We start from the raw sequence: 22,606 nt of genomic DNA, 5'->3' as shown, positions 1-22,606 counted from the left end.
CACAACATCTTTGGCGCCAGTGAGATCGAGCGCCGCCCGCGCGGCGCTCGATTTCGATGCCCCTGCAAAACTCAAGGCTGGCTACTTTCAGCCCTCACCCTATCCCCAGCCAGGCCTTCGAAGCAGCAGCTCAAACCACCTCAAGGCGAATCTTGTACTGATTGAGCAACTGGTTCAGGGCCGCCGTAGGTGTCTGGTCGGTCACCAGGCAATCGACCAGGCTGATCGACCCCAGGCGAACCATGGCATTGCGCCCGAACTTGCTGGAGTCGGCAGCCAGAATAACCTGCCGGGCATTGGCAATGATTGCCTGGGAAACCCGCACTTCCTGGTAGTCGAAGTCGAGCAGGCTGCCATCCTCATCGATGCCGCTGATCCCGACCAGGGCGAAGTCGACCTTGAACTGGCTGATGAAATCGACACTGGCCTGGCCCACCACCCCACCATCACGCCGCACCGTGCCACCGGCCACCAACACTTCGAAATCGTCCTTGGCAGCCAGAATCGAGGCCACGTGCAGGTTGTTGGTAATCACCTTCAGGTGGCTATGGTTCAGCAGCGCACGGGCAATCGATTCGGTGGTGGTGCCGATGTTGATGAACAGCGAGGCATGGTCGGGAATCTGCTGGGCAACGGCGTCGGCGATACGCTGCTTTTCATCGCGCATCTGGTCGGCGCGCATGGCGTAGGCGGTGTTTTCGATGCTCGAATCATAGGCGGCGCCACCGTGGTAGCGGCGCAGCAGGTTGAGCTCGGCGAGCTGGTTGATGTCGCGCCGGATGGTTTGCGGGGTGACGACGAACAGCTGTGCCATTTCTTCGATGCTGACGTAGCCGCGTTCGCGTACCAGCTCGAGGATTTGTTGTTGGCGGGGGGGCAGATTCATGGGCGGTCCTTTTGGGCAGCCGGACAAATTCTGCAATGATGCCGTAGGAAGGGGATGACGGCCAGCGGACGTTGGTGTCGGCGTCATCGCAGGCAAGCCCGCGATGACGCCGCACGCTTCAACGCCGATTCAAACCGCGTGGTCTTCCCAGTCGCGGGTACGATCGACCGCCTTCTTCCACCCGGCGTACAGCTTCTCTTTTTGCGTCTCATCCAGTTGTGGGCTGAACTCGCGCTCGATGATTGCCTTGTCGCGCAACTCGTCCAGGCTGCTCCAGAAGCCACAAGCCAGGCCCGCCAGGTAGGCGGCGCCAAGGGCTGTGGTTTCACGCATTTTCGGGCGTTCCACGCAGGTGCCGAGGATGTCGGCCTGGAACTGCATGAGGAAGTTGTTGGCTACCGCGCCGCCGTCCACGCGCAGTTCGGACAGGCGTTGGCCGCAATCCTGTTGCATGGCGTCAAGCACGTCGCGGGTCTGGTAGGCGATCGATTCCAGTGCAGCACGGATGATGTGGTCGACCTTCACCCCACGCGTCAGGCCGAACAGGGCACCACGGGCATAGGGGTCCCAGTAGGGGGCGCCCAGGCCGGTGAAGGCGGGCACCAGGTACACGCCGTTGCTGTCCTTGACCTTGCTGGCGAAGTACTCGGTGTCGAGGGCATCGTTGACGATCTTCAGTTCGTCACGCAGCCACTGCACGGTGGAGCCACCGTTGAACACGGCGCCTTCCAGTGCGTAGGCCACTTCGCCGCGGGGGCCGCAGGCAATGGTGGTGAGCAAGCCGTGGGACGAGGTGACGGCCTTGTCGCCGGTGTTCATCAGCAGGAAGCAGCCGGTACCGTAGGTGTTCTTGGCCTGACCGGGCTCAACGCACATCTGGCCGAATAGCGCGGACTGCTGGTCGCCGGCGATACCGGCGATGGCGATGCCGCTCTTGGTGTGGCCGTAGACTTCGGAAGAGGGGCGTACCTGGGGCAGCATCTGGCGTGGAATGCCAAGGATTTCCAACAGCTTGTCGTCCCATTCCAGGCTGTGGATGTTGAACATCAGCGTGCGCGAGGCGTTGGTGTAGTCGGTGACATGCACCTTGCCGCCCGAGAACTTCCAGATCAGCCAGGTATCGATGGTGCCGAACAGCAGTTCGCCGCGTTCGGCGCGTTCGCGGGCACCTTCGACATTGTCGAGGATCCACTTCAGTTTGGTGCCGGAGAAGTAGGGGTCGGTGACCAGGCCCGTGGCCTCGCGGATGTAGTCTTCGTGGCCATCACGCTTGAGCTGCGCACAAATTTCGGTACTGCGGCGGCACTGCCAGACAATGGCGTTGTAAACCGGGCGGCCGGTTTCCTTGTCCCACACCACCGTGGTTTCGCGCTGGTTGGTGATGCCGAGCGCAGCGACTTGGGCGTGGCTGATGCCGGCCTGAGCCAGGGCTTCGACCATGGTGGCGCTCTGGGTGGCGAAGATCTCCATCGGGTCGTGTTCTACCCAGCCAGCCTGCGGGTAGTGCTGGACGAATTCGCGCTGGGAGGTGCCGACCACATTGGCGTCGCGGTCGAAAATGATCGCACGCGAGCTGGTGGTGCCCTGGTCCAGGGCGATGATGTAGTGCTTATCCAGGGTGTCTGTCATGGTCGTTGGCCTTGCAAAATGAGGAAGTCAGGGCTTGGGCGTGAGGCCGCATCAGTTGACTTGAGTATCGCCCTGGCGATTGTCGTTTGTCTCAGGGTTCGCGGTGGGCGCCACCGGCAGGTTGCGGGCGATCAGGCCGCGATACGCGGCGGCGCCCAGGCATGCGCCGAGGATCGGTGCGAACACCGGAACCAGGAAATAGGGGATATCCCGTCCGCCAGTGAAGGCGATTTCGCCCCAACCGGCCAGGAAGGTCATCAGTTTTGGCCCGAAATCGCGGGCCGGGTTCATCGCGAAGCCGGTCAACGGCCCCATGGCGCTGCCGATCACGGCAATCAGCAGGCCGATCAGCAGCGGCGCGACGGCGCCACGTGGCAGGCCATTGTTGTCGTCGGTCAGCGCCATGATCACGGCCATGAGGATGGCCGTGATGACCACTTCCACCAGGAATGCCTGGCCGGTCGAAAGTGAGGGGTGCGGGTAGGTTGAGAACACCGAGGCCAGTTCGAGGCTTTCGGTACTGCCTCGCAACATGGCATGGGCTTGTTCGAAATCGAAGAACAGGTTGCTGTACAAGGTGTAGACCAGCGCTGCGCCGCAGAAGGCGCCACAGACCTGAGCGAGCATGTAGAACGGCAGCTTGCGCTTGTCGAAACCGGCGAACAGGGTAAGGGCGATGCTCACGGCCGGGTTCAGGTGTGCACCTGAAACGCCCGCAGTGAAGTAGATCGCCATGCTGACGCCGACGCCCCAGATGATGCTGATTTCCCACAGGCCGAAGCTGGCACCCGCGACTTTGAGCGCGGCCACGCAGCCGGTGCCAAAGAAGATCAGCAGCGCAGTGCCGAGAAACTCGGCCAGGCACTGGCTGGACAGAGTGGGTTCGCGTAGAGCAGTCGTCATGTATGACCTCGTTTTTTTTGTTGTGAGGCGCGTGGCGCTCGACAGCAAAGCCCGGTGTCGATCCCCATTGACCCCAGGCAGATGTTGGAAATGCACCGTAAAAGTGCACCATTTATTCAGAAACGAAAAAATATAGACAAGAAACGCTTATGTCAAAGGTCGAAAGTGAACGGTCAGTCACGATCTGGACGTTGTTTGGGCGCGCGAAACCGCACGCTAGAGAGGCGCGTAAGCTGTGTATTGGCTGTGTTGTGGGATATGTCCTAAAGTAGCCGCCGACTTGTACTCGACCGGAGCTGCGCATGACCCCCGCCCTAGACGTGTTGAAAAAAGCCCGCGCTGAACATCGCGTGCACAGTTATGAGCACGATCCGAAGTCGGCGTCGTACGGGCTGGAGGCAGCGGAAAAGCTCGGGCTAGAGCCGCAGCAGGTATTCAAGACCTTGTTGGCGAGCAGTGAGAAAGGCGAATTGCTGGTGGCCGTAGTACCGGTGGTGGGCACCCTGGACCTCAAGGCACTGGCCCATGCGGCCGGTGTGAAGAAGTGCGAGATGGCCGACCCGGCGGCGGCCCAGCGCGCCACGGGATACCTGGTGGGCGGTATCAGCCCGTTGGGCCAGAAGAAGCGCCTGCGCACATTTATCGACGAGTCGGCGCAACACTTTGCAACTATCCATGTCAGCGCCGGGCGGCGCGGGCTGGAGGTGGAGTTGGCGGCTGCAGTGCTGGCTGAACATACCCAGGGCACGTTTGCCGGTATAGGTCGGGGCTGAAATGGCTGGGGCCGCTGCGCAGCAGCCCCGGCAATCATGAATCAGGTCGCCGAACTGTACCGACGAACGCCGTTCTCCTGCCGCGGCAACTGCGCCGCGACACTGCCCGGCACCGGGAACAGCACCAGGTGATCGGCCGCCACGGCAATCCCGACTTCCTCACCGACCTGATGATCGACATGGCTGGGGAAGATCGCCTCCAGCTGGCTGCCTGTTACCAGTTGCAGGCGATACAGCGTCGACGCGCCCAGGAAGCTCTTGCCTACGATGCTCGCCCGCAGCGGGCTGTCTGGCGCATGCACGATGTCGTCAGGGCGCAGCAGCACATCCACCGAACTCCCCGGCGCCATGATGTACGCACGGTTGCCGCGCAGCTCACCGAGTTCGGTATTGACCGCCTCATGGCTGCTCATCTGACCACGGATGAAATAGCCCTGGCCGATGAAGCTGGCTACGAACGGCGTCTGCGGCTCGTGGTAGAGGTTGTAAGGGGTGTCCCACTGCTCCAGGCGACCTTCCTTGAACACGCCCACCTGATCGCTGACGGCAAACGCCTCTTCCTGGTCGTGGGTCACCAGAATGGCGCTGGTGCCACGGCTCTTGAGGATGTCGCGCACTTCATGGCTCAAGCGCCGGCGCAGTTCCACGTCGAGGTTGGAGAACGGCTCGTCGAGCAGCAGCAACTGGGGCTCCGGGGCCAGCGCGCGGGCCAGCGCGACCCGTTGCTGTTGCCCACCGGACAGCTCATGCGGATAGCGGCCGCCCAGCCCACCGAGCTTGACCAGCTCGAGCATCTCTTCGACGACCTGCGCCTGGCGCGGGTGCTTGGCAATGCCGAAGGCGATGTTCTGGGCCACGGTCAGGTGCGGGAACAGGGCGTAGTCCTGGAACACCATGCCGATGCGGCGCTTTTCCGGGGCCAGGGTGAAGCCGGGCCGGGAGATGACCTCGCCCGCCAGCTGGATCTCGCCTTCATGGATAGGCTCGAAACCGGCGATGGCGCGCAGGGTGGTGGTCTTGCCGCAACCGGATGAACCCAGCAGGCAACCAATGTCGCCTGCGTTCAGGTGCAGGTTGAGGTTCTGGACGATGCGCTGGGCGCCATAGCCGCAGGCGAGGTTGCGCAGGTTGAGCAGTAGGGGTTGACTCATGCGTGGTGGTAAGCCGGTTCTACAAGGAATTCGAGAAGGGCCTTCTGTGCATGCAGGCGGTTTTCAGCCTGGTCCCAGGCGACCGAACGAGGGTCGTCGAGCAGGTCATGGCTGATTTCCTCGCCACGGTGGGCGGGCAGGCAGTGCATGAACAGGGCGTCGGGTGCCGCCAGGTCGAGCAGTTCGCGGGTGACCTGGTAAGGCGCGAAGTGCGCCAGGCGCCGTGCAGTTTCCTCCTCCTGGCCCATGGAAGTCCAGACATCGGTGGTCACCAGGTGCGCGCCACGCACGGCTTCCTTGGGGTCGCGGATGATTTGCACGCGATCACCGCCCAATGCCATGAAGCGTGGATCCGGCTCGTAACCTTCCGGGCAGGCGATGCGCAGCTGGAAATCGAACTGACGGGCGGCTTCGATATAGGAGTTGCACATGTTGAAGCCATCACCGATCCACGCCACGGTCTTGCCCTGGATCGAACCGCGGTGTTCGAGGAACGTCTGCATGTCGGCCAGTAGCTGGCACGGGTGCGACTCGTCGGACAGGGCGTTGATTACCGGCACGCTCGACTTCGCCGCGAACTCGGTGAGGGTGCTGTGGGCGTGGGTACGGATCATCACCACGTCGAGCATGCTCGACAGGACGATGGCGCTGTCACCGATCGGTTCGCCACGGCCCAGCTGGGTATCGCGAGGCGACAGGAAGATGGCCTGGCCGCCCAGCTGGATCATGCCGGCCTCGAACGACACGCGGGTACGGGTCGAGGACTTTTCGAAGATCATCCCCAGCACACGGCTTTTGAGGGGCTCGAACAGCACGCTTCGCTTGCGCAGGTCCTTCAGCTCGATGCCGCGGCGGATCACCCCGAGCAATTCGTCGGTGGTGAAGTCCAGCAGGGAGAGAAAGTGCCTAGCGCTCATGATTGACTACCTTATCTGCAACGGTATGCAGGTCGACCGTATGGTTTTTTTTGACAACGGGAGTGACCTGCGGCGTAAGCCGCACGGGGCGGACGAAATAGGGAAAGGCGCAATACTATAATTAAATGTCGCCTGAAACCAAGAGGGGAAACAGCGGCTCTGTTGCAAAGGGTGTCGTTACCCATTGAGCGTGCGCTGTTTTTTATTTGCTACAGAGGTTGTACACGGCTTGCCCGCGATTTGGCAAATGCGTGTCGCGAATCGTTTGCCTGATGTCGGGCAATTCATGGCACGAAGCGCGCTGGCGAGGGCGTTGGGCTGGGCGCATAGTCGCCATCAGACCCATCATCAGGCAGAGGCGGCCATGACCAAGACCCTGCATCACCGTGCCTGTCACCTGTGCGAAGCGATCTGCGGGCTGAACATCGAAGTCAGCCATGAGGACGACGGGCAGGCGCTGATCACCTCGATCAAAGGCGACCCGGACGACCCGTTCAGCCGCGGCCACATCTGCCCCAAGGCAGTGGCCCTGCAAGATATCCAGAACGATCCCGACCGCCTGCGTCAGCCCCACCGTCGGATTGGCGAACGCTGGCAGGCGATCAGCTGGGACGAGGCTTTCGCCCTGGCGGCCGACAAGCTCTGGAGTATCCAGCAGGCGCATGGTCGCAACGCGGTGGCGGTGTATCAAGGCAACCCCAGCGTGCACAACTATGGGCTGATGACCCACAGCAACTATTTCCTCGGTTTGTTGAAGACCCGCAATCGGTTTTCAGCCACCTCGGTGGACCAGTTGCCCCAGCACCTGACCAGCCACCTGATGTACGGCCACGGTCTGCTGTTGCCGATCCCGGACATCGACCACACCGACTTCATGCTGATTCTGGGCGGCAACCCGCTGGCGTCCAATGGCAGCATCATGACCGTGCCTGATGTGGAAAAGCGCCTGAAGGCGCTGCGTACGCGGGGCGGGCAGTTGGTGGTGGTGGACCCGCGGCGCAGCGAAACAGCGGCCATGGCCGACCGGCACCTGTTCATTCTTCCCGGCGGCGATGCTGCATTGCTCAGTGGCCTGCTCAATACCTTGTTCGACGAAGGCCGGACCCGTGGATCACACTTGCCGGTCAATGGCCTGGATCAAGTGCGCAGTGCACTCGCCCCGTTCACCGCCGACGCCATGAGCCCGTTGTGCGGCATCGCTGCCGCCGATATCCGTCAGTTGGCGCGCGATTTCGCGGCAGCCGACAAGGCGGTCTGCTATGGCCGCATGGGCGTCTCGACCCAGGCCTTCGGCACCCTGTGCCATTGGCTGGTGCAATTGATCAACCTGGTCACCGGCAACCTGGATCGGGTGGGTGGCGCCTTGTGTACCGAGCCTGCGGTGGACCTGGTGGCGAGTACGTCGGGCGGGCACTTCAATGCCTGGCACAGCCGAGTATCGGGGCTGCCGGAGTACGCTGGCGAGCTGCCGGTCGCCGCCTTGGCCGAGGAAATCCTCACGCCCGGTGACGGGCAGGTGCGGGCCCTGGTGACCGTGGCGGGCAACCCAGTGCTGTCCACGCCCAACGGTCGGCAACTGGACGGGGCGCTGGCGGGGCTCGAGTTCATGCTCAGCATCGACCTGTACATCAATGAAAGCACGCGCCATGCCGACCTGATCCTGCCGTCCACGTCGGCACTGGAGAACGATCACTACGACAGCACCTTCAACCTGCTGGCGGTGCGCAATGTGACCCGTTTCAACCGCGCGATCCTGGCCAGGCCCGAAGGCGCGCTGCATGACTGGGAGATCTTTGTCGGCCTGGCCAAGGCCTTTGCCGAACGGGCCGCCCTTGAGCTCAAGCCAACCCTGGCACCGGCGCAGATGATCGATTGGGCCTTGCGCAAAGGGCGCTACGGCGACGGCTCGGCCTGGAAGCTCTCGCTGGAAGCACTCGATCGGCACCCCCACGGGCTGGACCTGGGCCCGCTAGGTGCCAATCTGCAGGCACGCCTGAACACTGCCAGCCAGGCCATCGAGGCGGCACCGCAGGTGTTGCTGGACGACTTGGCCAGGCTTGCGCGGCAGGCGCCGATGGCGGCTGGCGCGCTCTTGCTGATCGGCCGCCGCCACGTGCGCAGCAACAACTCGTGGATGCACAACTTCCACCGACTGGTCAAAGGCAAGCCGCGTCATCAGCTGTTGATGCACCCTGAGGATTTGCAGCAGCGGCAGTTGCACGATGGCCAGCGAGTGCGCATACGCTCACGTACCGGCACCCTCGAAGTCGAGGTGCAGGCGTGCACGGACATGATGCCAGGTGTGGTCAGCCTGCCGCATGGCTATGGCCATGGGCGCCAGGGCGTGCAATTGCGGATAGCCCACGGGCAGCCCGGGGTCAGTGCCAACGACCTGACCGATGAGCGCTTGCGCGATCAGGTGTCGGGCAATGCCGCCCTCAATGGCGTGCCTGTGCACGTGGAGGCCGCCTGAGCAATGGCAAGGCCGCGCACAGCGCTCGGCTTTCCGATACAATGCGTCACCGTGCCGACCATCGAGTCGGAAAGTTCAGACGAGGTGTTCCATGGATATCATCGAAACGATCAAAGAGCAGATTGCCAACAACACCATTCTGCTTTACATGAAAGGCTCGCCGAATGCCCCGCAGTGCGGGTTCTCGGCCAAGGCATCGCAAGCTGTGATGGGTTGTGGCGAGAAGTTCGCCTACGTCGACATCCTGCAGAACCCGGAAATCCGCGCCAACCTGCCCAAGTACGCCAACTGGCCAACCTTCCCGCAGCTGTGGGTAGCGGGCGAGCTGGTCGGCGGTAGCGACATCATGCTGGAAATGTTCGAGAAGGGTGAGCTGCAGGCCCTGATCAAGGACGCTGCTGCCAAGGCAAAGGCTGCTGAAGCCTGATCTTCGTACAGCCATAAAAAAACCCGCTCAAGGCGGGTTTTTTTATGGGCGGCGATTTTACTCTTCGCCCATCTGCGATTGCAGGTAGTTCTCGATGCTGATCTTGTCGATCAGGCTCAGCTGGGTTTCCAGCCAGTCGATGTGCTCTTCCTCGGACTCGAGGATGTCTTCGAGCATTTCACGCGAGCCGAAGTCGCCGACGGTTTCGCAGTGAGCGATGGCGGCTTTCAGGTCGATCAGGCCTTTCTGCTCGATCTTCAGGTCGCACTCGAGCATTTCTTTGGTGTGCTCGCCGATCAGCAGCTTGCCCAGGTCTTGCACGTTGGGGATGCCTTCGAGAAAGAGAATACGCTTGATCAGTTTGTCAGCGTGCTTCATCTCATCGATGGATTCCTTGTACTCGTGCTTGCCGAGTTTGTTCAGGCCCCAATCTTCGTACATGCGTGCGTGCAGGAAGTACTGGTTGATCGCGACCAGCTCGTTTCCGAGGATCTTGTTGAGATGCTGGATGACGCTTACGTCGCCTTTCATGACGGGTTCCTGCCCTGTAGAAGTGTGCCAATACAGGGAAGTTTGAGCCTGATACTTAGGGCTGTCAAACCTAAGTTATTGAATAATAAGTGAAAATGAATAGGAATAAGAATGTTTGTGAAGCGCGTTGGAGTGCTAAGTTATTGAATTACGGGCATAAAAAAACCGGACACAAGGTCCGGTTCTTCAAAATCAGTGGTTTCAGGCAGCGGTAAATTCTACCGGATAGGGCAGGGTGGCCTGGCTGACCTGGAGCTCGGTCAGGGTCTCACGGACCACTTGCTTGGCAAGGCAGGCGCATTTGCCACATTGGCTGGCGACATTGGTCGCGGCTCGAACTTCCTTGTAGCTGCAGCATCCTTCAAAGATCGCATCGCGGATCTGTCCGTCGGTAACGCCGACACAAAGACACACATACATAAAGTCGGACCATCGCTGGTTGAGTCGATGGGTTGGAGCTTAATGGTAATGAGAATGCTTGTCAAAAGACTTTCTGAAAGGGCCGTGCTTGAGCGACCGGCGGTTGGATTCGGTCTGTAATGAGAAGCCGTGTATGATGGTCGGCCTTTGTTGGATGTCGGGCAAGCCCGTCTGGCCCGGCAAACGGTTTTTCACCCTCATCAGGAGATAACAATGAGCGTACTCGTTGGTAAACAAGCCCCCGATTTCACCGTTCCAGCTGTGCTGGGCAACGGCGAAATCGTCGACAGCTTCAACCTGGCTTCGGCCATCAAGGGCAAGTACGGCCTGGTGTTCTTCTACCCGCTGGACTTCACCTTCGTCTGCCCGTCCGAGCTGATCGCCCTGGACAACCGCATCCCTGACTTCCAGGCCCGCAACGTGGAAGTGATCGGCGTTTCGATCGACTCGCACTTCACCCACAACGCCTGGCGTAACACCCCGGTCAACAACGGCGGTATCGGCCAGGTCAAGTACACCTTGGCTGCCGACATCACCCACGAAATCTGCAAGGCCTACGACGTTGAGTCCGAAGGCGGCGTGGCCTTCCGTGGCGCCTTCCTGATCGACACCAACGGTGTAGTCCGTTCGCAGATCGTCAACGACCTGCCACTGGGCCGTAACATGGACGAGCTGCTGCGTCTGGTCGATGCCCTGCAGTTCCACGAAGAGCACGGCGAAGTCTGCCCTGCCAACTGGAAAAAAGGCGACAAAGGCATGAACGCTTCGCCAGAAGGCGTTGCTGCTTACCTGAGCGAGAACGCTGGCAAGCTGTAATTGCCGCGCGCATAAAAAACCGGCCTTCGTGGCCGGTTTTTTTTGTTTCAAGTTTCTAGCTGCAAGCTTCAAGAAAAAACGAGCGTGTGCTGTCTGCCCTTTCTTGCTGCTTGCTGCTTGCTGCTTGCTGCTTGCTGCTTGAAGCTTGTGGCTTGTGGCTGCTTAGTCGTTGAAATCGCGCCAGCCGCCCATTTCTTTCCAGCGGTTGACGATGCCGCAGAACAGCTCGGCTGTCTTCTCGGTGTCGTAACGCGCCGAATGCGCTTCACGCCCATCAAAGTCGATGTCGGCGCTCTGGCAGGCCCGCGCCAGCACGGTCTGGCCATACGCCAGGCCAGCGAGGGTGGCGGTATCGAAGCTGGAAAACGGGTGGAAGGGGTTGCGCTTGAGGTCGTTGCGGTTGACCGCGGCGTTAAGGAAGCCCAAGTCGAAACTGCTGTTGTGGCCGACCAGGATCGCCCGCTTGCAGCCGTTGGCCTTGAGCGCCTTGCGCACGCCTCGGAAGATATCGGTCAACGCGCTTTCTTCACTCACTGCCATGCGCAGTGGGTGGTCCAGCTTGATGCCGGTGAACTCCAGCGCTGCCGCCTCGATATTGGCCCCTTCGAACGGTTCAACCCGGTGGAAGTAGGTGTGTTCGGGGAACAGGAAGCCCTTCTCGTCCATGCCGATGGTGACGGCGGCGATTTCCAGCAGGGCATCGGTGGCGCTATTGAAGCCGCCGGTCTCGACATCCACCACCACCGGCAGGTAGCCACGGAAGCGCTCTGCCATCGGGTGGCGCGAACCACCGCCGGCCTGGCTGTCCTGATCGTCTTCGTAGAGGTCTTCGCTCACGCGTTTTCCTCCAGCAGGCGCCAGCGCAGCTTCTCGCCAGCGCGCAGCGGTATCACCGTCTGCTCGCCGAACGGCAGGCTTTCTGGTGCGGTCCACTCTTCACGGACCAGGGTGATGGTGTCGGTGTTCGCCGGCAGGCCATAGAAGGCCGGGCCGTGCAGGCTGGCAAAGCCTTCCAGCTTGTCCAGCGCATTGCGTTGCTCGAACGCTTCGGCGTACATCTCGATGGCCGCGTAAGCGGTGTAGCAACCGGCGCAACCGCAGGCGGCTTCCTTGGCGTGACGGGCGTGAGGGGCCGAGTCGGTGCCGAGGAAGAATTTCGGGTTGCCACTGGTGGCCGCGTCCAGCAGCGCCACCTGGTGGGTGTTGCGCTTGAGGATCGGCAGGCAGTAGAAGTGCGGGCGGATGCCGCCCACCAGCATGTGGTTGCGGTTGTACAACAGGTGCTGGGCGGTAATGGTCGCGCCGACGTTGGCCGGCGCTTCGCTGACGAACTGCGCGGCATCGCTGGTGGTGATGTGCTCGAACACCACCTTGAGCGTCGGGAAGCGTTCGACCACGCGACGCATGTGTTCGTCGATGAAGCGCTTTTCGCGATCGAAGACATCGATTTCGCTGCGCGTCACTTCACCGTGCACCAACAGTGGCATGCCGACTTCGGCCAGCGCTTCGATGGCGGGGAAGATGTTGTCGATGCTGGTCACGCCTGAATCGGAGTTTGTCGTGGCGCCGGCCGGGTACAGCTTGGCGGCATACACGATACCGCTGGCCTTGGCCGCGCGGATGTCCTCGGGGCTGGTGCGGTCGGTGAGGTAAAGCACCATCAGCGGTTCGAAGTGGCTGCCGGCCGGACGCGCATTGAGGATGCGCTCACGGTAGGCACCGGCTTCGACGGCATTGCGCACCGGCGGTACGAGGTTGGGCATGATGATGGCACGGGCGAAGGTACGCGCCACATCACCAACGGTATGGGGCAGGACGGCACCATCGCGCAGATGGATGTGCCAGTCGTCGGGACGCAGGAGGGTCAGGCGATCGGACATTGGGGATTCCAGGCGGGTCGAACTCAAGGCCCAATGCTACCGGAAAACCCTGGGCCGAGCACGGCTATCAAGTTTTTCGGGCGGCGTCCGATACCCTGCAGGTAAGCCGTCAGAATTTGTGGAGCCGCCCGTGCGCCAGCGTTACCTAGCCCTGTTCATCCTGTTCGCCAGCCTGCCGGCCGGTGCACTGACTTTCCAGACGCGCATGGAGAACATTGCCTGGCAAGTCGAGGGCGACCAGTTCGAGTGCCGTCTGATCCAGCCGATCGACGGTTTTGGCAGTGGCGAATTCGTGCGCCGGGCAGGTGAGCAGCCGGTGTTCCAACTGCGCTCGCACAGCAATGCGCTGGGGGCCGGGCCGGCCACGCTGCTGGCGGCGGCGGCGCCCTGGCAGCCTGGGCGCGGTGACATCAACCTGGGCACCGTGCGCATGGCGCGCACGGGCGTGCTGTTCAGCTCGTCCCAGGGCCAGGCCAGCCGCCTGATCAATGGTTTGCTCGATGGGCGCAGCACGGTGGTACGCAACTACACCGCGGAGGCTGGCCGGGCCATTGAAGTGCGGGTGCTGCCGGTCAGTTTCGCCAAGGCCTATGGCGACTACCAGGTGTGTGCCAGCAAGTTGCTGGCGATGAACTATGACCAGGTTCGCCAGACTCAGGTGGGTTTCCCTGGCGGTGGCATCGAACTTGACGATTCGGCCAGGGCACGGCTGGATGTGGTTCTTGACTATATGAAGGCTGACCCGACGGTTAATCACATCGAGCTCAACGGCCATTCCGACAACAGCGGCAATCGCCTGACCAACCGTGATTTGTCCCGGCGCAGGGCGATGGCAGTGGCGGACTATTTCAAAGCCCATGGCGTGCCGGAGGCGCAGATCACCGTGCGCTTCCACGGCGAGCGGTATCCGCTGGCGAAGAACAACAGTGCTGCCAACCGGGCGCGCAACCGGCGTGTGAATATCGAACTGGATCGGGTTGCAATCGCTGAGGCACCCGTCGAGAAGCCGGTGGAAAAACCTGTGCAGCAGCCTGCTGCTGCCAGTCCGCCTGCGGCCGCGCCGGCGTCCCCGGCACCGGGTGCGAAAGTGCCCTGACAGTGAGGTGGGCGGCGCTCCATCTCGCAGGCGTCAACCAGCGCCCGACAGACGTCGCGCCATCGACAATTCCTGTCGCTTTGTCGTCAGAAGCTGTCGCCCCACTGTAAATTTTTCCATAACGCCGTTAGAATCGACCCCTTTCCGTACAACCCCGTGGAGTGATGGCATGGCGGACGTAAATAAGGTCGTACTGGCGTATTCCGGCGGCCTTGATACTTCGGTGATTCTCAAGTGGCTGCAGGATACCTACAACTGCGAAGTGGTGACCTTCACCGCTGACCTGGGTCAGGGCGAAGAGGTCGAGCCGGCCCGTGCCAAGGCACAGGCAATGGGTGTAAAAGAGATCTACATCGACGACCTGCGCGAAGAATTCGTGCGTGACTTCGTGTTCCCGATGTTCCGCGCCAACACCGTCTACGAAGGCGAGTACCTGCTGGGTACCTCCATCGCCCGTCCGCTGATCGCCAAGCGCTTGATCGAAATCGCCAACGAAACCGGTGCCGACGCCATTTCCCATGGTGCGACCGGTAAAGGCAACGACCAGGTTCGTTTCGAACTGGGTGCCTATGCGCTCAAGCCGGGCGTCAAGGTCATCGCCCCTTGGCGTGAGTGGGACCTGCTGTCCCGCGAGAAGCTGATGGACTACGCCGAGAAGCATGGCATCCCGATCGAGCGTCACGGCAAGAAGAAGTCGCCGTACTCGATGGACGCCAACCTGCTGCACATCTCCTACGAAGGCGGTGTCCTGGAAGATACCTGGACCGAGCACGAGGAAGACATGTGGCGCTGGAGCGTCTCTCCGGAGAACGCCCCGGACCAGGCTACCTATCTTGAGCTGACCTACCGCAACGGTGACATCGTCGCCATCGATGGTATCGAGAAGTCCCCGGCTACCGTCCTCGCCGACCTGAACCGCATCGGTGGTGCCAACGGCATCGGCCGTCTGGACATCGTCGAGAACCGTTACGTCGGCATGAAGTCCCGTGGCTGCTACGAGACCCCTGGCGGCACCATCATGCTGCGCGCCCACCGTGCGATCGAGTCGATCACCCTGGACCGCGAAGTCGCTCACCTGAAAGATGAGCTGATGCCGAAGTATGCCAGCCTGATCTACACCGGTTACTGGTGGAGCCCGGAGCGTGTGATGCTGCAGCAGATGATCGACGCTTCGCAGGTCAACGTGAATGGCGTGGTACGCCTGAAGCTGTACAAGGGCAATGTCACCGTGGTTGGCCGCAAGTCGGACGACTCGCTGTTCGATGCCAACATTGCGACCTTCGAGGAAGATGGCGGCGCCTACAACCAGGCGGACGCTGCCGGCTTCATCAAGCTCAATGCGCTGCGTATGCGCATTGCCGCCAACAAGGGCCGTTCGTTGCTCTGAGTATTGGCGCGCATTGTAAGAACCCCGGCTTAGGCTGGGGTTTTTTTTGCGTCGACATCCAGCCGGTCCTCATCCCCTGAGATTGGCAGCATCTTGCTCGAGGGTGCAGACCGACAGCCTTGCGCATTGGTTTTTCTCGAGATTACAGAAGCGCCAGCTGTGCGCGGGTTCAGGTGATTGCGCGAGGGCAAGGCGGATTTGCTGTTCCAGCATAGGTTGGGCATCTGGGCCAGAGAAGATAAGGGTAATAGGCTCGGCTACTTCCAAGACTGTTGGCGAGGGTCTGTCGTTGGGTGTTTTGCTTGATACAGGATTGTAGAACGACTTGTAATTGAAGTTCAGCGTCAAGAAGAAAAGCGCTGTAAGGAAAAACGGAAAGCCTACCAGGAACCATGTATAGAGACTCTGGCTGGATTCGCTGAGAAACGGCAGTGTCGCAAGGGCGGATGCTTCTATGATCCCCGCGAAAATGGCAATGATCGTCAGCGGGGCGACAGGTTGTGCTTCGGGCATGAGGGCTGTCTCCTGCGGTTTTGCTTATCATTACCTGACACTGGTGCTCAACTAAAGATTGGATTTTTTCCCAGTTGAGAAATGTCTTTAAATAGGTGTTGAGCCTGATTTTTTCAGCGTCTGTGAAGTGGAATAATCTGCACGCGAAGGTTTGTTTTCAGCTGCTCATATCAATTGAATCTGTGATAGATGTTAATTGCGGGTCATTAAGTTTTACGGTTGGGGCCGTACATGCCTTTGTAGGAAAATTCTGTAAGTGTTGTAGGTTTTCTCTATTCATGAGTTTCACTGGCAAATCGTTGCACCCTGAAGCGTTCTGTCGGTTATCGTGGCGTGCCACAGCAAAAATCAATAATGAATGGATATCGCATGAATAAAGTCCTTATCGTGGATGATCATCCGGTTATACGCCTGGCCGTGCGCATGCTGATGGAGCGGCACGGGTACGACGTCGTTGCGGAAACCGATAACGGCGTGGCCGCCTTGCAACTGACGCGTGAACACCTACCGGATATCGTGGTGCTTGATATCGGTATTCCAAAACTCGATGGCCTTGAAGTCATCGCCCGCATGGCAGCCTTCAGCCCAGGCAGCAAAGTGCTGGTGCTGACCTCGCAGGTGCCTGGCAATTTTTCGATGCGCTGCATGCAGGCGGGGGCGGCGGGTTATGTGTGCAAACAACAGGAGTTGACCGAGCTGCTAAGCGCCATCAAGGCCGTACTGTCAGGCTACAGCTACTTCCCCAACCAGGCCTTGCATGCGTCACGGGGCAGGGGCAGTGGTGGCAGCGAGACGGATATGGTCAACCGGCTCTCTGCCCGGGAAATGACGGTTTTACAGCAGCTGTCGCGCGGGCGGTCCAACAAGGAAATTGCCGACAGCATGTTCCTCAGCAACAAGACCGTCAGCACGTACAAGTCACGCTTGCTGCTCAAGCTTAACGCCAGGTCGCTGGTAGACCTGATTGAACTGGCCCAGCGTCACGGCCTGAACTGACCGCCAGCATACAAAGCCTCCCTGAGGGAGGCTTTGCAAAAAAAGCTACAGATCGTAGTCGAAATCGGCCAGTTGTTTCTGCAGTCGCCGCTCTTCCAGCAGGTTGTCGATCGTGCGGCGTTTGCTCAAGTTGGTCTTTGCAGTTTCTACCTGGGGCTCCGCTTCATCATCCGCGGCAACAAAATCATCTTCGATTGACAGGTCGTCTTTATCGGCACTCATGAGTCGCTCCAAGCCAAGGGGCCATTGGCCGTCCTTATAACCAGAAAGCTGACGCTGGTAAAAAAGATTTTTTCAATCGTACCGGGTGGTTTTTCGCTATCGGCTCAATCGTCAGACGTCTTCTGCTTGTATTCGCAGAGGTCTTCGATCCGACAGCTCCCGCACCTGGGCTTGCGTGCCTGGCATACGTAGCGCCCATGCAGGATGAGCCAGTGATGGGCATCGAGCAGGTAGTCCTTGGGGACGAACTTGACCAGCTTCTTCTCGACCTCGAGCACCGTTTTGCCCGGCGCTATGCCGGTACGGTTACTGACCCTGAAAATGTGCGTATCCACCGCCATGGTCGGCTGCCGGAATGCCGTGTTGAGCACCACATTGGCAGTCTTGCGCCCCACGCCAGGCAGCGCTTCAAGGGCTTCCCGGGTTTCTGGCACCTGGCTGTCGTGGCGCTCGATCAGCAGTCGACAGGCCTCGATCACGTTCTTGGCTTTGCTGTTATAGAGCCCGATGGTCTTGATGTATGCGCTCAGCCCTTCGACGCCCAGGGCATAGATCGCTTCCGGCGTATTGGCGACGGGGAACAGGCGCGCGGTGGCCTTGTTCACGCCTACGTCAGTGGATTGCGCTGAAAGCGTGACGGCGACGAGCAGTTCGAACGGTGTGGTATAGGCCAGTTCTGTTTTCGGGTCGGGATTGTCTTCGTGCAGCCTGCGAAAGATCTCCAGGCGTTTTGCGGCATTCATGGAATCAGCGCTTTCCTTGACGACGTGGGTGGGCGGTGCCCGGACGCAGGTGATTGTACAAGGCCAACAGCAGTCCGAGCAGTAGCAGCGCGCCAGGGGCGAGGCTGGCAAGGTGCAGGCCCAGCCCTTCGGCCAGCCATTGGCGGCAGGCGCCGAGCAGCAGGCAGGCGCCCAGCAGGCCAGCCAGATGCAACAACAGTGTGCGCCAACGCCCTTCATGCGGCAGCAGATAGTCTGCTGTCAGGCACGGCAGGCACAGTAGTGCAGGGTACGGGCCCAGCAGCAGTGCTACCGGCAGCAGCCAGGCCCGCAGGGCCAATTGCAGGCAACTGGCCAGGGCCGCCAATAGCAGCAGGCTTGCCAGCATGTGTGCGGCGCCCTCCAGGCGGTTGCGCAACGGCACCAGCAGTACTTGATGCAGGCCGATCATCATCACCGCGCACGCACCTAAGACTGCGGCCAAGAGCAACGTTTGCGTGGCCCCTAGAAGGGGAGCAAGGCTGGCGGCCAGCAGGTAGCCCTTATTCATCGGCAGGGTCCCCAAGGAGGTCATGGCGATGTTCATCGAAATAGCTCAGGGCGTCTTGCAGTGCCTCGATAACCGCCCGCGAGGTCACTGTCGCGCCTGCCAGTTGGTCGAAATCGCCCTGGTCGCGCTTCAATGCCCAGCGATCACTCAGGCGGCGATTGGCAAATTGCTGCAGCCAGTTCACTTGCGGGTCGACAAGGCGCCCACCGAGCCCAGGGCTTTCCTGCTGTTCGACCACCTGGCTACCGATCAGTCGCCCATCTGGGGCGATGGCGATGCTCAGTACCACTGGCCCTGCATAGCCTTGGGCCTGGGTCACCAGGACGATGGCCGCAGGCTTGCCCGCCAGCGTAGCCCGGTAAGCAGCCACGATGCGACTGTGCGGGCGATGCGAGGCAGGCCTTGGCAGTGGGGTATCCAGCGGCAGGTTGTCGTAACTGGCCCCGGGCAGGACGGCGAGCCTCTGACGGCTCTGTAGCTGCTTTTCGGCTTGGCTGACGGCGGGTAGGGTCCATTCGCGCCAGATCAGCGTGGTCGACAATGCCAGTGCCGCAGTTACCAGCAGCAACCCTGCCGTGCGCACCCGGGGGCTCACCGGGCAGCCTGCTGGCGGCGCAAGGCCAGCCGTTCAAGGCTGGGGACCGCGAGGTTCATCAGCAGGATGGCGAACGCCGTGCCGTCGGGGTAACTGCCCCAGGTGCGGATCAGGTAGATCAACAGGCCTACAGCAAAGCCGAACACCAGCTTGGCCCAATCGCTTCTGGGGCCGGAGACAGGCTCGGTGGCGATGAAAAAAGCGGCCAGCATGGTCGAGCCAGAAAACAGGTGCAGCAAGGGGGAGCCATTGGAATCCGAACCTGAGCCGTTCCAGGCCAGCAGGCTGAACAGCGACAACCCCGCCAGCAAACCTGCTGGCGCATGCCAGCTGAACACCTTGCGCTGCAAGAGAAACAGCCCACCCAGCAAAAACGCCAGGTTGGCCCATTCCGCCCCACGCCCGCCGATACTGCCGAAGCCCGGGTGGCTGGCGAACAACTCATCAATGGTCAGGCTGCGGTTGTGGCGCAGGCCATCGAGTAGGGTCGGCTGCGCCCAGGCATCGATGTGCTCGGCGCCGCCAAATACCTGCTGCAGGGTCTCGAACAAGCCAGCTGGCTGACCTGGCCAATGATTCATCTGCAAGGGAAAGCTCAGCAACACGAAGGCATAGCCCAGCATGGCCGGGTTGAACAGGTTGCGACCGACCCCGCCAAAGGCTTGTTTACCGATGCCGATAGCCGTGCCAGCGGCGACCATGGGCAGCCACCATGGGGCCAGGGTGGGCAGTGCCGCCGCCAGTAGCACGGCGGTCACCAGCGCGCTACCGTCAGTCAGTGCCAAGCTGACGGGCTCGCCACGCAGCTTCAATAGCAGTGCTTCACAGAGCAGCGCTGCACTGGCACACAGCAGCAGGTTGCACAGCAGCCCCCAGCCCTGCAGCCACAGTAGTGTCAGCAAACCCGGGAGGCAGGCCAGTAGCACCAGGGCCATGCTCGTGCGCAGGCGGGGGTCGGGCTTCATTGCGCAAAGAGTCCGTTGAAGCCGGAAAACGCCATGGCCATCACTCCGGCGCCAAGCAGCTCTATGGGCAGGCCGCGCAGGGCAACTGGGATGTCGGCCTGGGCGCTGCGCTGGCGCAAGTCGGCGAAAAGAACCAGAGCAAGCCACAAGCCTGCGCCTGCCAGCAGGCCTTTGGTCAGGGTTGCCGACCAGGCAGTGCCGTCACCTGCCCCTTGCAGCGCCAGGCCCAGCACGCTGGCGTTGCACAGCAGCAGCGCGGGCAGGTCAGCCACCGGCCAACCAGGGCGCAGCCTTGCCAGTGCCCTGGGTACGCCGAATGCCAGAAGCGCCAGCCAGGGCAGCAACAGGAACAGGCTGAGGTCGTGGAGCTGCCAAGGGTCGAGCACCAGCCATCTCAGCAGGTGGGCGCCGATCAGCCCCAAAACGACGGACAGGGCGCACGCCAGCCCGAGCACATGTAGGCGCAGCCGGGATGTCGGCTGTTGCGCCAAGCACAGATGATTGACCAGCGTGGCGCTGACCAGAACCAGAATGTAGTCACTCATGAACTGACGATAGCCGGGAATCACAGCGATTGTCCGGCATTCAGCGGGGGATGGAACTGCCCCGGCACTGAGGCCGGGGCAGGAGGCTTACTTGATGCGTTGGCCGGGTTTTGCGCCGCTGTCGGGGCTGAGCAGGTAGATCTCTTCACCGCCAGGGCCGGCAGCCATGACCATGCCTTCGGATACGCCAAAGCGCATCTTGCGAGGCTTGAGGTTGGCTACCATCATGGTCAGGCGGCCTTCCAGCTTGGAAGGGTCCGGGTAGGCCGACTTGATGCCAGAGAACACGTTGCGGCGTTCGTCACCGATGTCCAGCGTCAGTTGCAGCAGCTTGTCGGCACCTGCGACGGCCTCGGCCTTGACGATCAGGGCCACGCGCAAGTCGACGGCGGCAAAGGTGTCGAACTCGATTTCCGCCGACAGCGGCTCCTTGGTCAGCTCGCCATTGCCGGCCGGGGCCTGGGCCTGGCCGGCAGCAGCCAGCAAGTCTTCCTTGCTCGCGGCGACCATGGCTTCGACCTTGGCCGGTTCGATGCGGCTCATCAGTGCCTTGAAGGCGTTCAGGCGGTGGTTTTCCAGGCGCGACTGGTGGTCGTTCCAGGTCAGCGGCGCGACATTGAGGAAGGCCTCGGCGTCGGTAGCCAGCACCGGCAGTACCGGTTTGAGGAAGATCACCAACTGGCGGAACAGGTTGACGCCCTGGGCGCAGATGGCCTGCACCTCGTCCTGCTTGCCTTCCTGCTTGGCCAGCGACCAAGGGGCCTTGTCGGCGATCCAGGCGTTGGCGCGGTCGGCCAGGGCCATGATTTCGCGCATCGCACGGGCGAAGTCGCGGCTCTCGTAGGCTTCGGTGATGGAAGGCGCGGCGGCCAGGAAGGCCTCGGTCAGCTCAGGTGCGGCATCACCGGCCACCATTACACCTTCGTTGCCTTTGTGAATGAAGCCTGCGCAACGGCTGGCGATATTGACCACCTTGCCGACCAGGTCGGAGTTGACCTTCTGCACGAAGTCTTCCAGGTTCAGGTCCAGGTCATCCACGCCACGGCCCAGTTTGGCCGCGTAGTAGTAGCGCAGGTATTCCGGCTGCAGGTGGTCCAGGTAGGTGCGCGCCTTGATGAAGGTGCCGCGCGACTTGGACATCTTGGCGCCGTTGACGGTCAGGTAGCCGTGCACGTTGACCGCGGTCGGCTTGCGGAAGCCCGCGCCTTCGAGCATGGCCGGCCAGAACAGGGCGTGGAAGTTGACGATGTCCTTGCCGATGAAGTGGTACAGCTCGGCAGTGGAGTCTTCTTTCCAGAATGCATCGAAGTCCAGCTCCGGGCGGCGCGCGCAGAGGTTCTTGAAGCTGGCCATGTAGCCGATTGGCGCATCCAGCCAGACGTAGAAGTATTTGCCCGGCTCGCCCGGGATCTCGAAGCCGAAGTACGGCGCATCGCGGGAGATGTCCCACTCCTGCAGGCCAGAGTCCAGCCATTCGGCGAGCTTGTTGGCGACGGCCTCCTGCAAGGTGCCGCTGCGGGTCCACTGCTGCAGCATCGCCTGGAAGTCGGGCAGCTTGAAGAAGAAGTGCTGGGAATCACGCAGCACTGGGGTGGCGCCGGAGATGGCCGATTTGGGGTTCTTCAGCTCGGTGGGGGCGTAGGTGGCGCCGCACTTTTCGCAGTTGTCGCCGTACTGGTCTTCGGCCGCGCACTTGGGGCAGGTGCCCTTGATGAAACGGTCGGCCAGGAACATGCCCTTTTCAGGGTCGAAGTACTGGGTCACCGAACGGGTGGCAATGTGCCCGGCTTCACGCAGGCGCGTGTAGATCAGGCCGGACAGCTCGCGGTTCTCTTCGCTGTGGGTCGAGTGGAAGTTGTCGAAGTCCACCAGGAAATCGGCGAAGTCGCCGCTGTGCTCGGCCTGGACGTTGGCGATCAGCTGTTCGGGCGTGATGCCTTCCTTTTCGGCGCGCAGCATGATGGCCGAGCCGTGGGCGTCGTCGGCGCAGACGTAGATGCACTGGTTGCCGCGCAGCTTCTGGAAGCGGACCCACATGTCTGTCTGGATGTACTCGAGCATATGGCCAAGATGGATTGATCCATTGGCATAGGGCAAGGCGCTGGTGACGAGAATCTGACGTGGCTCGGACATGGTGGCTCGGCTACTTATCTGGCTACGGGGTAAAAATGAGGGTGATCGGCCACTATAAAGGGCTGAGATCGGAAGA

Annotated in this window: 24 protein-coding genes; 7 read left to right on the top strand and 17 right to left on the bottom strand. The window is 61.2% G+C overall.

Annotation, left to right across the window (positions count from 1 at the left end; all coding sequences use genetic code 11):
- Positions 1–130: 130 nt before the first annotated feature.
- From glpR to NP534_RS16200, 3 genes are all read right to left on the bottom strand, one after another.
- A complete protein-coding gene (gene glpR, locus NP534_RS16210; protein WP_274099378.1) occupies positions 131–886 on the bottom strand; it encodes a DNA-binding transcriptional repressor GlpR in 756 nt (251 codons plus the stop codon).
- Between the two features lie 129 nt (positions 887–1,015).
- Entirely contained in the window at positions 1,016–2,515 is a 1,500-nt protein-coding gene (glpK, locus tag NP534_RS16205; protein WP_274099377.1) for a glycerol kinase GlpK, read from the bottom strand.
- A 51-nt stretch (positions 2,516–2,566) separates the two neighbouring features.
- The gene (locus NP534_RS16200) at positions 2,567–3,418 is read right to left on the bottom strand and encodes an MIP/aquaporin family protein (protein WP_033702676.1); all 852 of its coding nucleotides are present in this window, start codon (positions 3,416–3,418) and stop codon (positions 2,567–2,569) included.
- A gap of 302 nt (positions 3,419–3,720) precedes the next feature.
- On the opposite strand from NP534_RS16200, the gene ybaK reads away from it, so the two are divergent.
- Entirely contained in the window at positions 3,721–4,191 is a 471-nt protein-coding gene (gene ybaK, locus NP534_RS16195; RefSeq protein WP_033702675.1) for a Cys-tRNA(Pro) deacylase, read from the top strand.
- A 41-nt stretch (positions 4,192–4,232) separates the two neighbouring features.
- Here ybaK and NP534_RS16190 read toward each other — a convergent pair whose 3' ends face one another.
- Together NP534_RS16190 and argF are read right to left on the bottom strand one after the other, a co-directional pair.
- The gene (locus NP534_RS16190) at positions 4,233–5,342 is read right to left on the bottom strand and encodes an ABC transporter ATP-binding protein (RefSeq protein WP_274099376.1); all 1,110 of its coding nucleotides are present in this window, start codon (positions 5,340–5,342) and stop codon (positions 4,233–4,235) included.
- Positions 5,339–6,259 (bottom strand): ornithine carbamoyltransferase, encoded by a 921-nt coding sequence (argF, locus tag NP534_RS16185; protein WP_033702673.1) that lies wholly within the window; start codon positions 6,257–6,259, stop codon positions 5,339–5,341. The genes NP534_RS16190 and argF overlap by 4 nt, the downstream gene beginning before the upstream one ends.
- Before the next feature lie 364 nt (positions 6,260–6,623).
- On the opposite strand from argF, the gene NP534_RS16180 reads away from it, so the two are divergent.
- A complete protein-coding gene (locus NP534_RS16180; protein WP_274099375.1) occupies positions 6,624–8,732 on the top strand; it encodes a molybdopterin oxidoreductase family protein in 2,109 nt (702 codons plus the stop codon).
- A gap of 91 nt (positions 8,733–8,823) precedes the next feature.
- On the top strand, positions 8,824–9,159 hold the full coding sequence (grxD, locus tag NP534_RS16175; protein ID WP_033702671.1) for a Grx4 family monothiol glutaredoxin: 336 nt from the start codon (positions 8,824–8,826) through the stop codon (positions 9,157–9,159).
- Between the two features lie 57 nt (positions 9,160–9,216).
- Here grxD and bfr read toward each other — a convergent pair whose 3' ends face one another.
- Both bfr and NP534_RS16165 read right to left on the bottom strand, forming a co-directional pair.
- Positions 9,217–9,690 (bottom strand): bacterioferritin, encoded by a 474-nt coding sequence (gene bfr, locus NP534_RS16170; RefSeq protein WP_027594191.1) that lies wholly within the window; start codon positions 9,688–9,690, stop codon positions 9,217–9,219.
- Positions 9,691–9,891: 201 nt separating this feature from the next.
- A complete protein-coding gene (locus tag NP534_RS16165) occupies positions 9,892–10,110 on the bottom strand; it encodes a bacterioferritin-associated ferredoxin (protein WP_033702670.1) in 219 nt (72 codons plus the stop codon).
- A gap of 213 nt (positions 10,111–10,323) precedes the next feature.
- Here NP534_RS16165 and NP534_RS16160 point away from each other — a divergent pair, with 213 nt between their 5' ends.
- On the top strand, positions 10,324–10,926 hold the full coding sequence (locus tag NP534_RS16160; protein ID WP_033702669.1) for a peroxiredoxin: 603 nt from the start codon (positions 10,324–10,326) through the stop codon (positions 10,924–10,926).
- A 162-nt stretch (positions 10,927–11,088) separates the two neighbouring features.
- Here the strand turns inward: NP534_RS16160 and rnt are convergent, their stop codons facing one another.
- On the bottom strand, positions 11,089–11,700 hold the full coding sequence (gene rnt, locus NP534_RS16155) for a ribonuclease T (protein WP_371097688.1): 612 nt from the start codon (positions 11,698–11,700) through the stop codon (positions 11,089–11,091).
- Positions 11,701–11,759: 59 nt separating this feature from the next.
- Complete coding sequence (gene pyrC / locus NP534_RS16150) at positions 11,760–12,806, bottom strand: dihydroorotase (RefSeq protein ID WP_274099374.1); 1,047 nt, start codon at positions 12,804–12,806, stop codon at positions 11,760–11,762.
- Positions 12,807–12,936: 130 nt separating this feature from the next.
- On the opposite strand from pyrC, the gene NP534_RS16145 reads away from it, so the two are divergent.
- Entirely contained in the window at positions 12,937–13,902 is a 966-nt protein-coding gene (locus NP534_RS16145) for a flagellar protein MotY (RefSeq protein ID WP_274099373.1), read from the top strand.
- Positions 13,903–14,071: 169 nt separating this feature from the next.
- Positions 14,072–15,289, top strand: coding sequence for an argininosuccinate synthase (locus tag NP534_RS16140; RefSeq protein WP_274099372.1), 1,218 nt, complete (start codon positions 14,072–14,074; stop codon positions 15,287–15,289).
- Between the two features lie 69 nt (positions 15,290–15,358).
- Here the strand turns inward: NP534_RS16140 and NP534_RS16135 are convergent, their stop codons facing one another.
- A complete protein-coding gene (locus NP534_RS16135; RefSeq protein ID WP_274099371.1) occupies positions 15,359–15,802 on the bottom strand; it encodes a hypothetical protein in 444 nt (147 codons plus the stop codon).
- Positions 15,803–16,171: 369 nt separating this feature from the next.
- Here NP534_RS16135 and NP534_RS16130 point away from each other — a divergent pair, with 369 nt between their 5' ends.
- Positions 16,172–16,798 carry a response regulator transcription factor gene (locus tag NP534_RS16130; RefSeq protein ID WP_033702663.1) on the top strand — a complete coding sequence of 209 codons (627 nt, stop codon included), beginning with the start codon at positions 16,172–16,174 and terminating at the stop codon, positions 16,796–16,798.
- A 45-nt stretch (positions 16,799–16,843) separates the two neighbouring features.
- Here NP534_RS16130 and NP534_RS16125 read toward each other — a convergent pair whose 3' ends face one another.
- The 7 genes from NP534_RS16125 to metG all read right to left on the bottom strand — a co-directional run bounded on the left by NP534_RS16125 (position 16,844) and on the right by metG (position 22,530).
- On the bottom strand, positions 16,844–17,020 hold the full coding sequence (locus NP534_RS16125) for a PA3496 family putative envelope integrity protein (protein WP_027594199.1): 177 nt from the start codon (positions 17,018–17,020) through the stop codon (positions 16,844–16,846).
- A gap of 104 nt (positions 17,021–17,124) precedes the next feature.
- Positions 17,125–17,763, bottom strand: a complete 639-nt coding sequence (gene nth / locus NP534_RS16120) for an endonuclease III (RefSeq protein WP_033702661.1) — start codon at positions 17,761–17,763, stop codon at positions 17,125–17,127.
- Positions 17,764–17,767: 4 nt separating this feature from the next.
- Positions 17,768–18,292, bottom strand: a complete 525-nt coding sequence (locus NP534_RS16115; protein ID WP_274099370.1) for an Rnf-Nqr domain containing protein — start codon at positions 18,290–18,292, stop codon at positions 17,768–17,770.
- The gene (locus tag NP534_RS16110; protein ID WP_274099369.1) at positions 18,285–18,887 is read right to left on the bottom strand and encodes an RnfABCDGE type electron transport complex subunit G; all 603 of its coding nucleotides are present in this window, start codon (positions 18,885–18,887) and stop codon (positions 18,285–18,287) included. The genes NP534_RS16115 and NP534_RS16110 overlap by 8 nt, the downstream gene beginning before the upstream one ends.
- Positions 18,884–19,852 (bottom strand): RnfABCDGE type electron transport complex subunit D, encoded by a 969-nt coding sequence (locus NP534_RS16105; RefSeq protein ID WP_274099368.1) that lies wholly within the window; start codon positions 19,850–19,852, stop codon positions 18,884–18,886. The genes NP534_RS16110 and NP534_RS16105 overlap by 4 nt, the downstream gene beginning before the upstream one ends.
- Positions 19,849–20,397 (bottom strand): Rnf-Nqr domain containing protein, encoded by a 549-nt coding sequence (locus NP534_RS16100; RefSeq protein ID WP_274099367.1) that lies wholly within the window; start codon positions 20,395–20,397, stop codon positions 19,849–19,851. The genes NP534_RS16105 and NP534_RS16100 overlap by 4 nt, the downstream gene beginning before the upstream one ends.
- Positions 20,398–20,484: 87 nt before the next feature.
- Positions 20,485–22,530 (bottom strand): methionine--tRNA ligase, encoded by a 2,046-nt coding sequence (metG, locus tag NP534_RS16095; RefSeq protein WP_274099366.1) that lies wholly within the window; start codon positions 22,528–22,530, stop codon positions 20,485–20,487.
- Positions 22,531–22,606: the final 76 nt, after the last annotated feature.

This window comes from Pseudomonas sp. 39004 (genome assembly GCF_028682155.1).
Lineage (GTDB): Bacteria > Pseudomonadota > Gammaproteobacteria > Pseudomonadales > Pseudomonadaceae > Aquipseudomonas > Aquipseudomonas capeferrum.
This window is presented reverse-complemented; position numbering and strand designations above follow the sequence as displayed.

Bases quoted from the DNA above. Each gene is read 5' to 3' on its own strand.
- glpR (WP_274099378.1), bottom strand. From the start codon at position 886: ATGAATCTGCCCCCCCGCCAACAACAAATCCTCGAGCTGGTACGCGAA.
- glpK (WP_274099377.1), bottom strand. From the start codon at position 2,515: ATGACAGACACCCTGGATAAGCACTACATCATCGCCCTGGACCAGGGC.
- NP534_RS16200 (WP_033702676.1), bottom strand. From the start codon at position 3,418: ATGACGACTGCTCTACGCGAACCCACTCTGTCCAGCCAGTGCCTGGCC.
- ybaK (WP_033702675.1), top strand. From the start codon at position 3,721: ATGACCCCCGCCCTAGACGTGTTGAAAAAAGCCCGCGCTGAACATCGC.
- NP534_RS16190 (WP_274099376.1), bottom strand. From the start codon at position 5,342: ATGAGTCAACCCCTACTGCTCAACCTGCGCAACCTCGCCTGCGGCTAT.
- argF (WP_033702673.1), bottom strand. From the start codon at position 6,259: ATGAGCGCTAGGCACTTTCTCTCCCTGCTGGACTTCACCACCGACGAA.
- NP534_RS16180 (WP_274099375.1), top strand. From the start codon at position 6,624: ATGACCAAGACCCTGCATCACCGTGCCTGTCACCTGTGCGAAGCGATC.
- grxD (WP_033702671.1), top strand. From the start codon at position 8,824: ATGGATATCATCGAAACGATCAAAGAGCAGATTGCCAACAACACCATT.
- bfr (WP_027594191.1), bottom strand. From the start codon at position 9,690: ATGAAAGGCGACGTAAGCGTCATCCAGCATCTCAACAAGATCCTCGGA.
- NP534_RS16165 (WP_033702670.1), bottom strand. From the start codon at position 10,110: ATGTATGTGTGTCTTTGTGTCGGCGTTACCGACGGACAGATCCGCGAT.
- NP534_RS16160 (WP_033702669.1), top strand. From the start codon at position 10,324: ATGAGCGTACTCGTTGGTAAACAAGCCCCCGATTTCACCGTTCCAGCT.
- rnt (WP_371097688.1), bottom strand. From the start codon at position 11,700: ATGGCAGAGCGCTTCCGTGGCTACCTGCCGGTGGTGGTGGATGTCGAG.
- pyrC (WP_274099374.1), bottom strand. From the start codon at position 12,806: ATGTCCGATCGCCTGACCCTCCTGCGTCCCGACGACTGGCACATCCAT.
- NP534_RS16140 (WP_274099372.1), top strand. From the start codon at position 14,072: ATGGCGGACGTAAATAAGGTCGTACTGGCGTATTCCGGCGGCCTTGAT.
- NP534_RS16135 (WP_274099371.1), bottom strand. From the start codon at position 15,802: ATGCCCGAAGCACAACCTGTCGCCCCGCTGACGATCATTGCCATTTTC.
- NP534_RS16130 (WP_033702663.1), top strand. From the start codon at position 16,172: ATGAATAAAGTCCTTATCGTGGATGATCATCCGGTTATACGCCTGGCC.
- NP534_RS16125 (WP_027594199.1), bottom strand. From the start codon at position 17,020: ATGAGTGCCGATAAAGACGACCTGTCAATCGAAGATGATTTTGTTGCC.
- nth (WP_033702661.1), bottom strand. From the start codon at position 17,763: ATGAATGCCGCAAAACGCCTGGAGATCTTTCGCAGGCTGCACGAAGAC.
- NP534_RS16115 (WP_274099370.1), bottom strand. From the start codon at position 18,292: ATGAATAAGGGCTACCTGCTGGCCGCCAGCCTTGCTCCCCTTCTAGGG.
- NP534_RS16105 (WP_274099368.1), bottom strand. From the start codon at position 19,852: ATGAAGCCCGACCCCCGCCTGCGCACGAGCATGGCCCTGGTGCTACTG.
- NP534_RS16100 (WP_274099367.1), bottom strand. From the start codon at position 20,397: ATGAGTGACTACATTCTGGTTCTGGTCAGCGCCACGCTGGTCAATCAT.
- metG (WP_274099366.1), bottom strand. From the start codon at position 22,530: ATGTCCGAGCCACGTCAGATTCTCGTCACCAGCGCCTTGCCCTATGCC.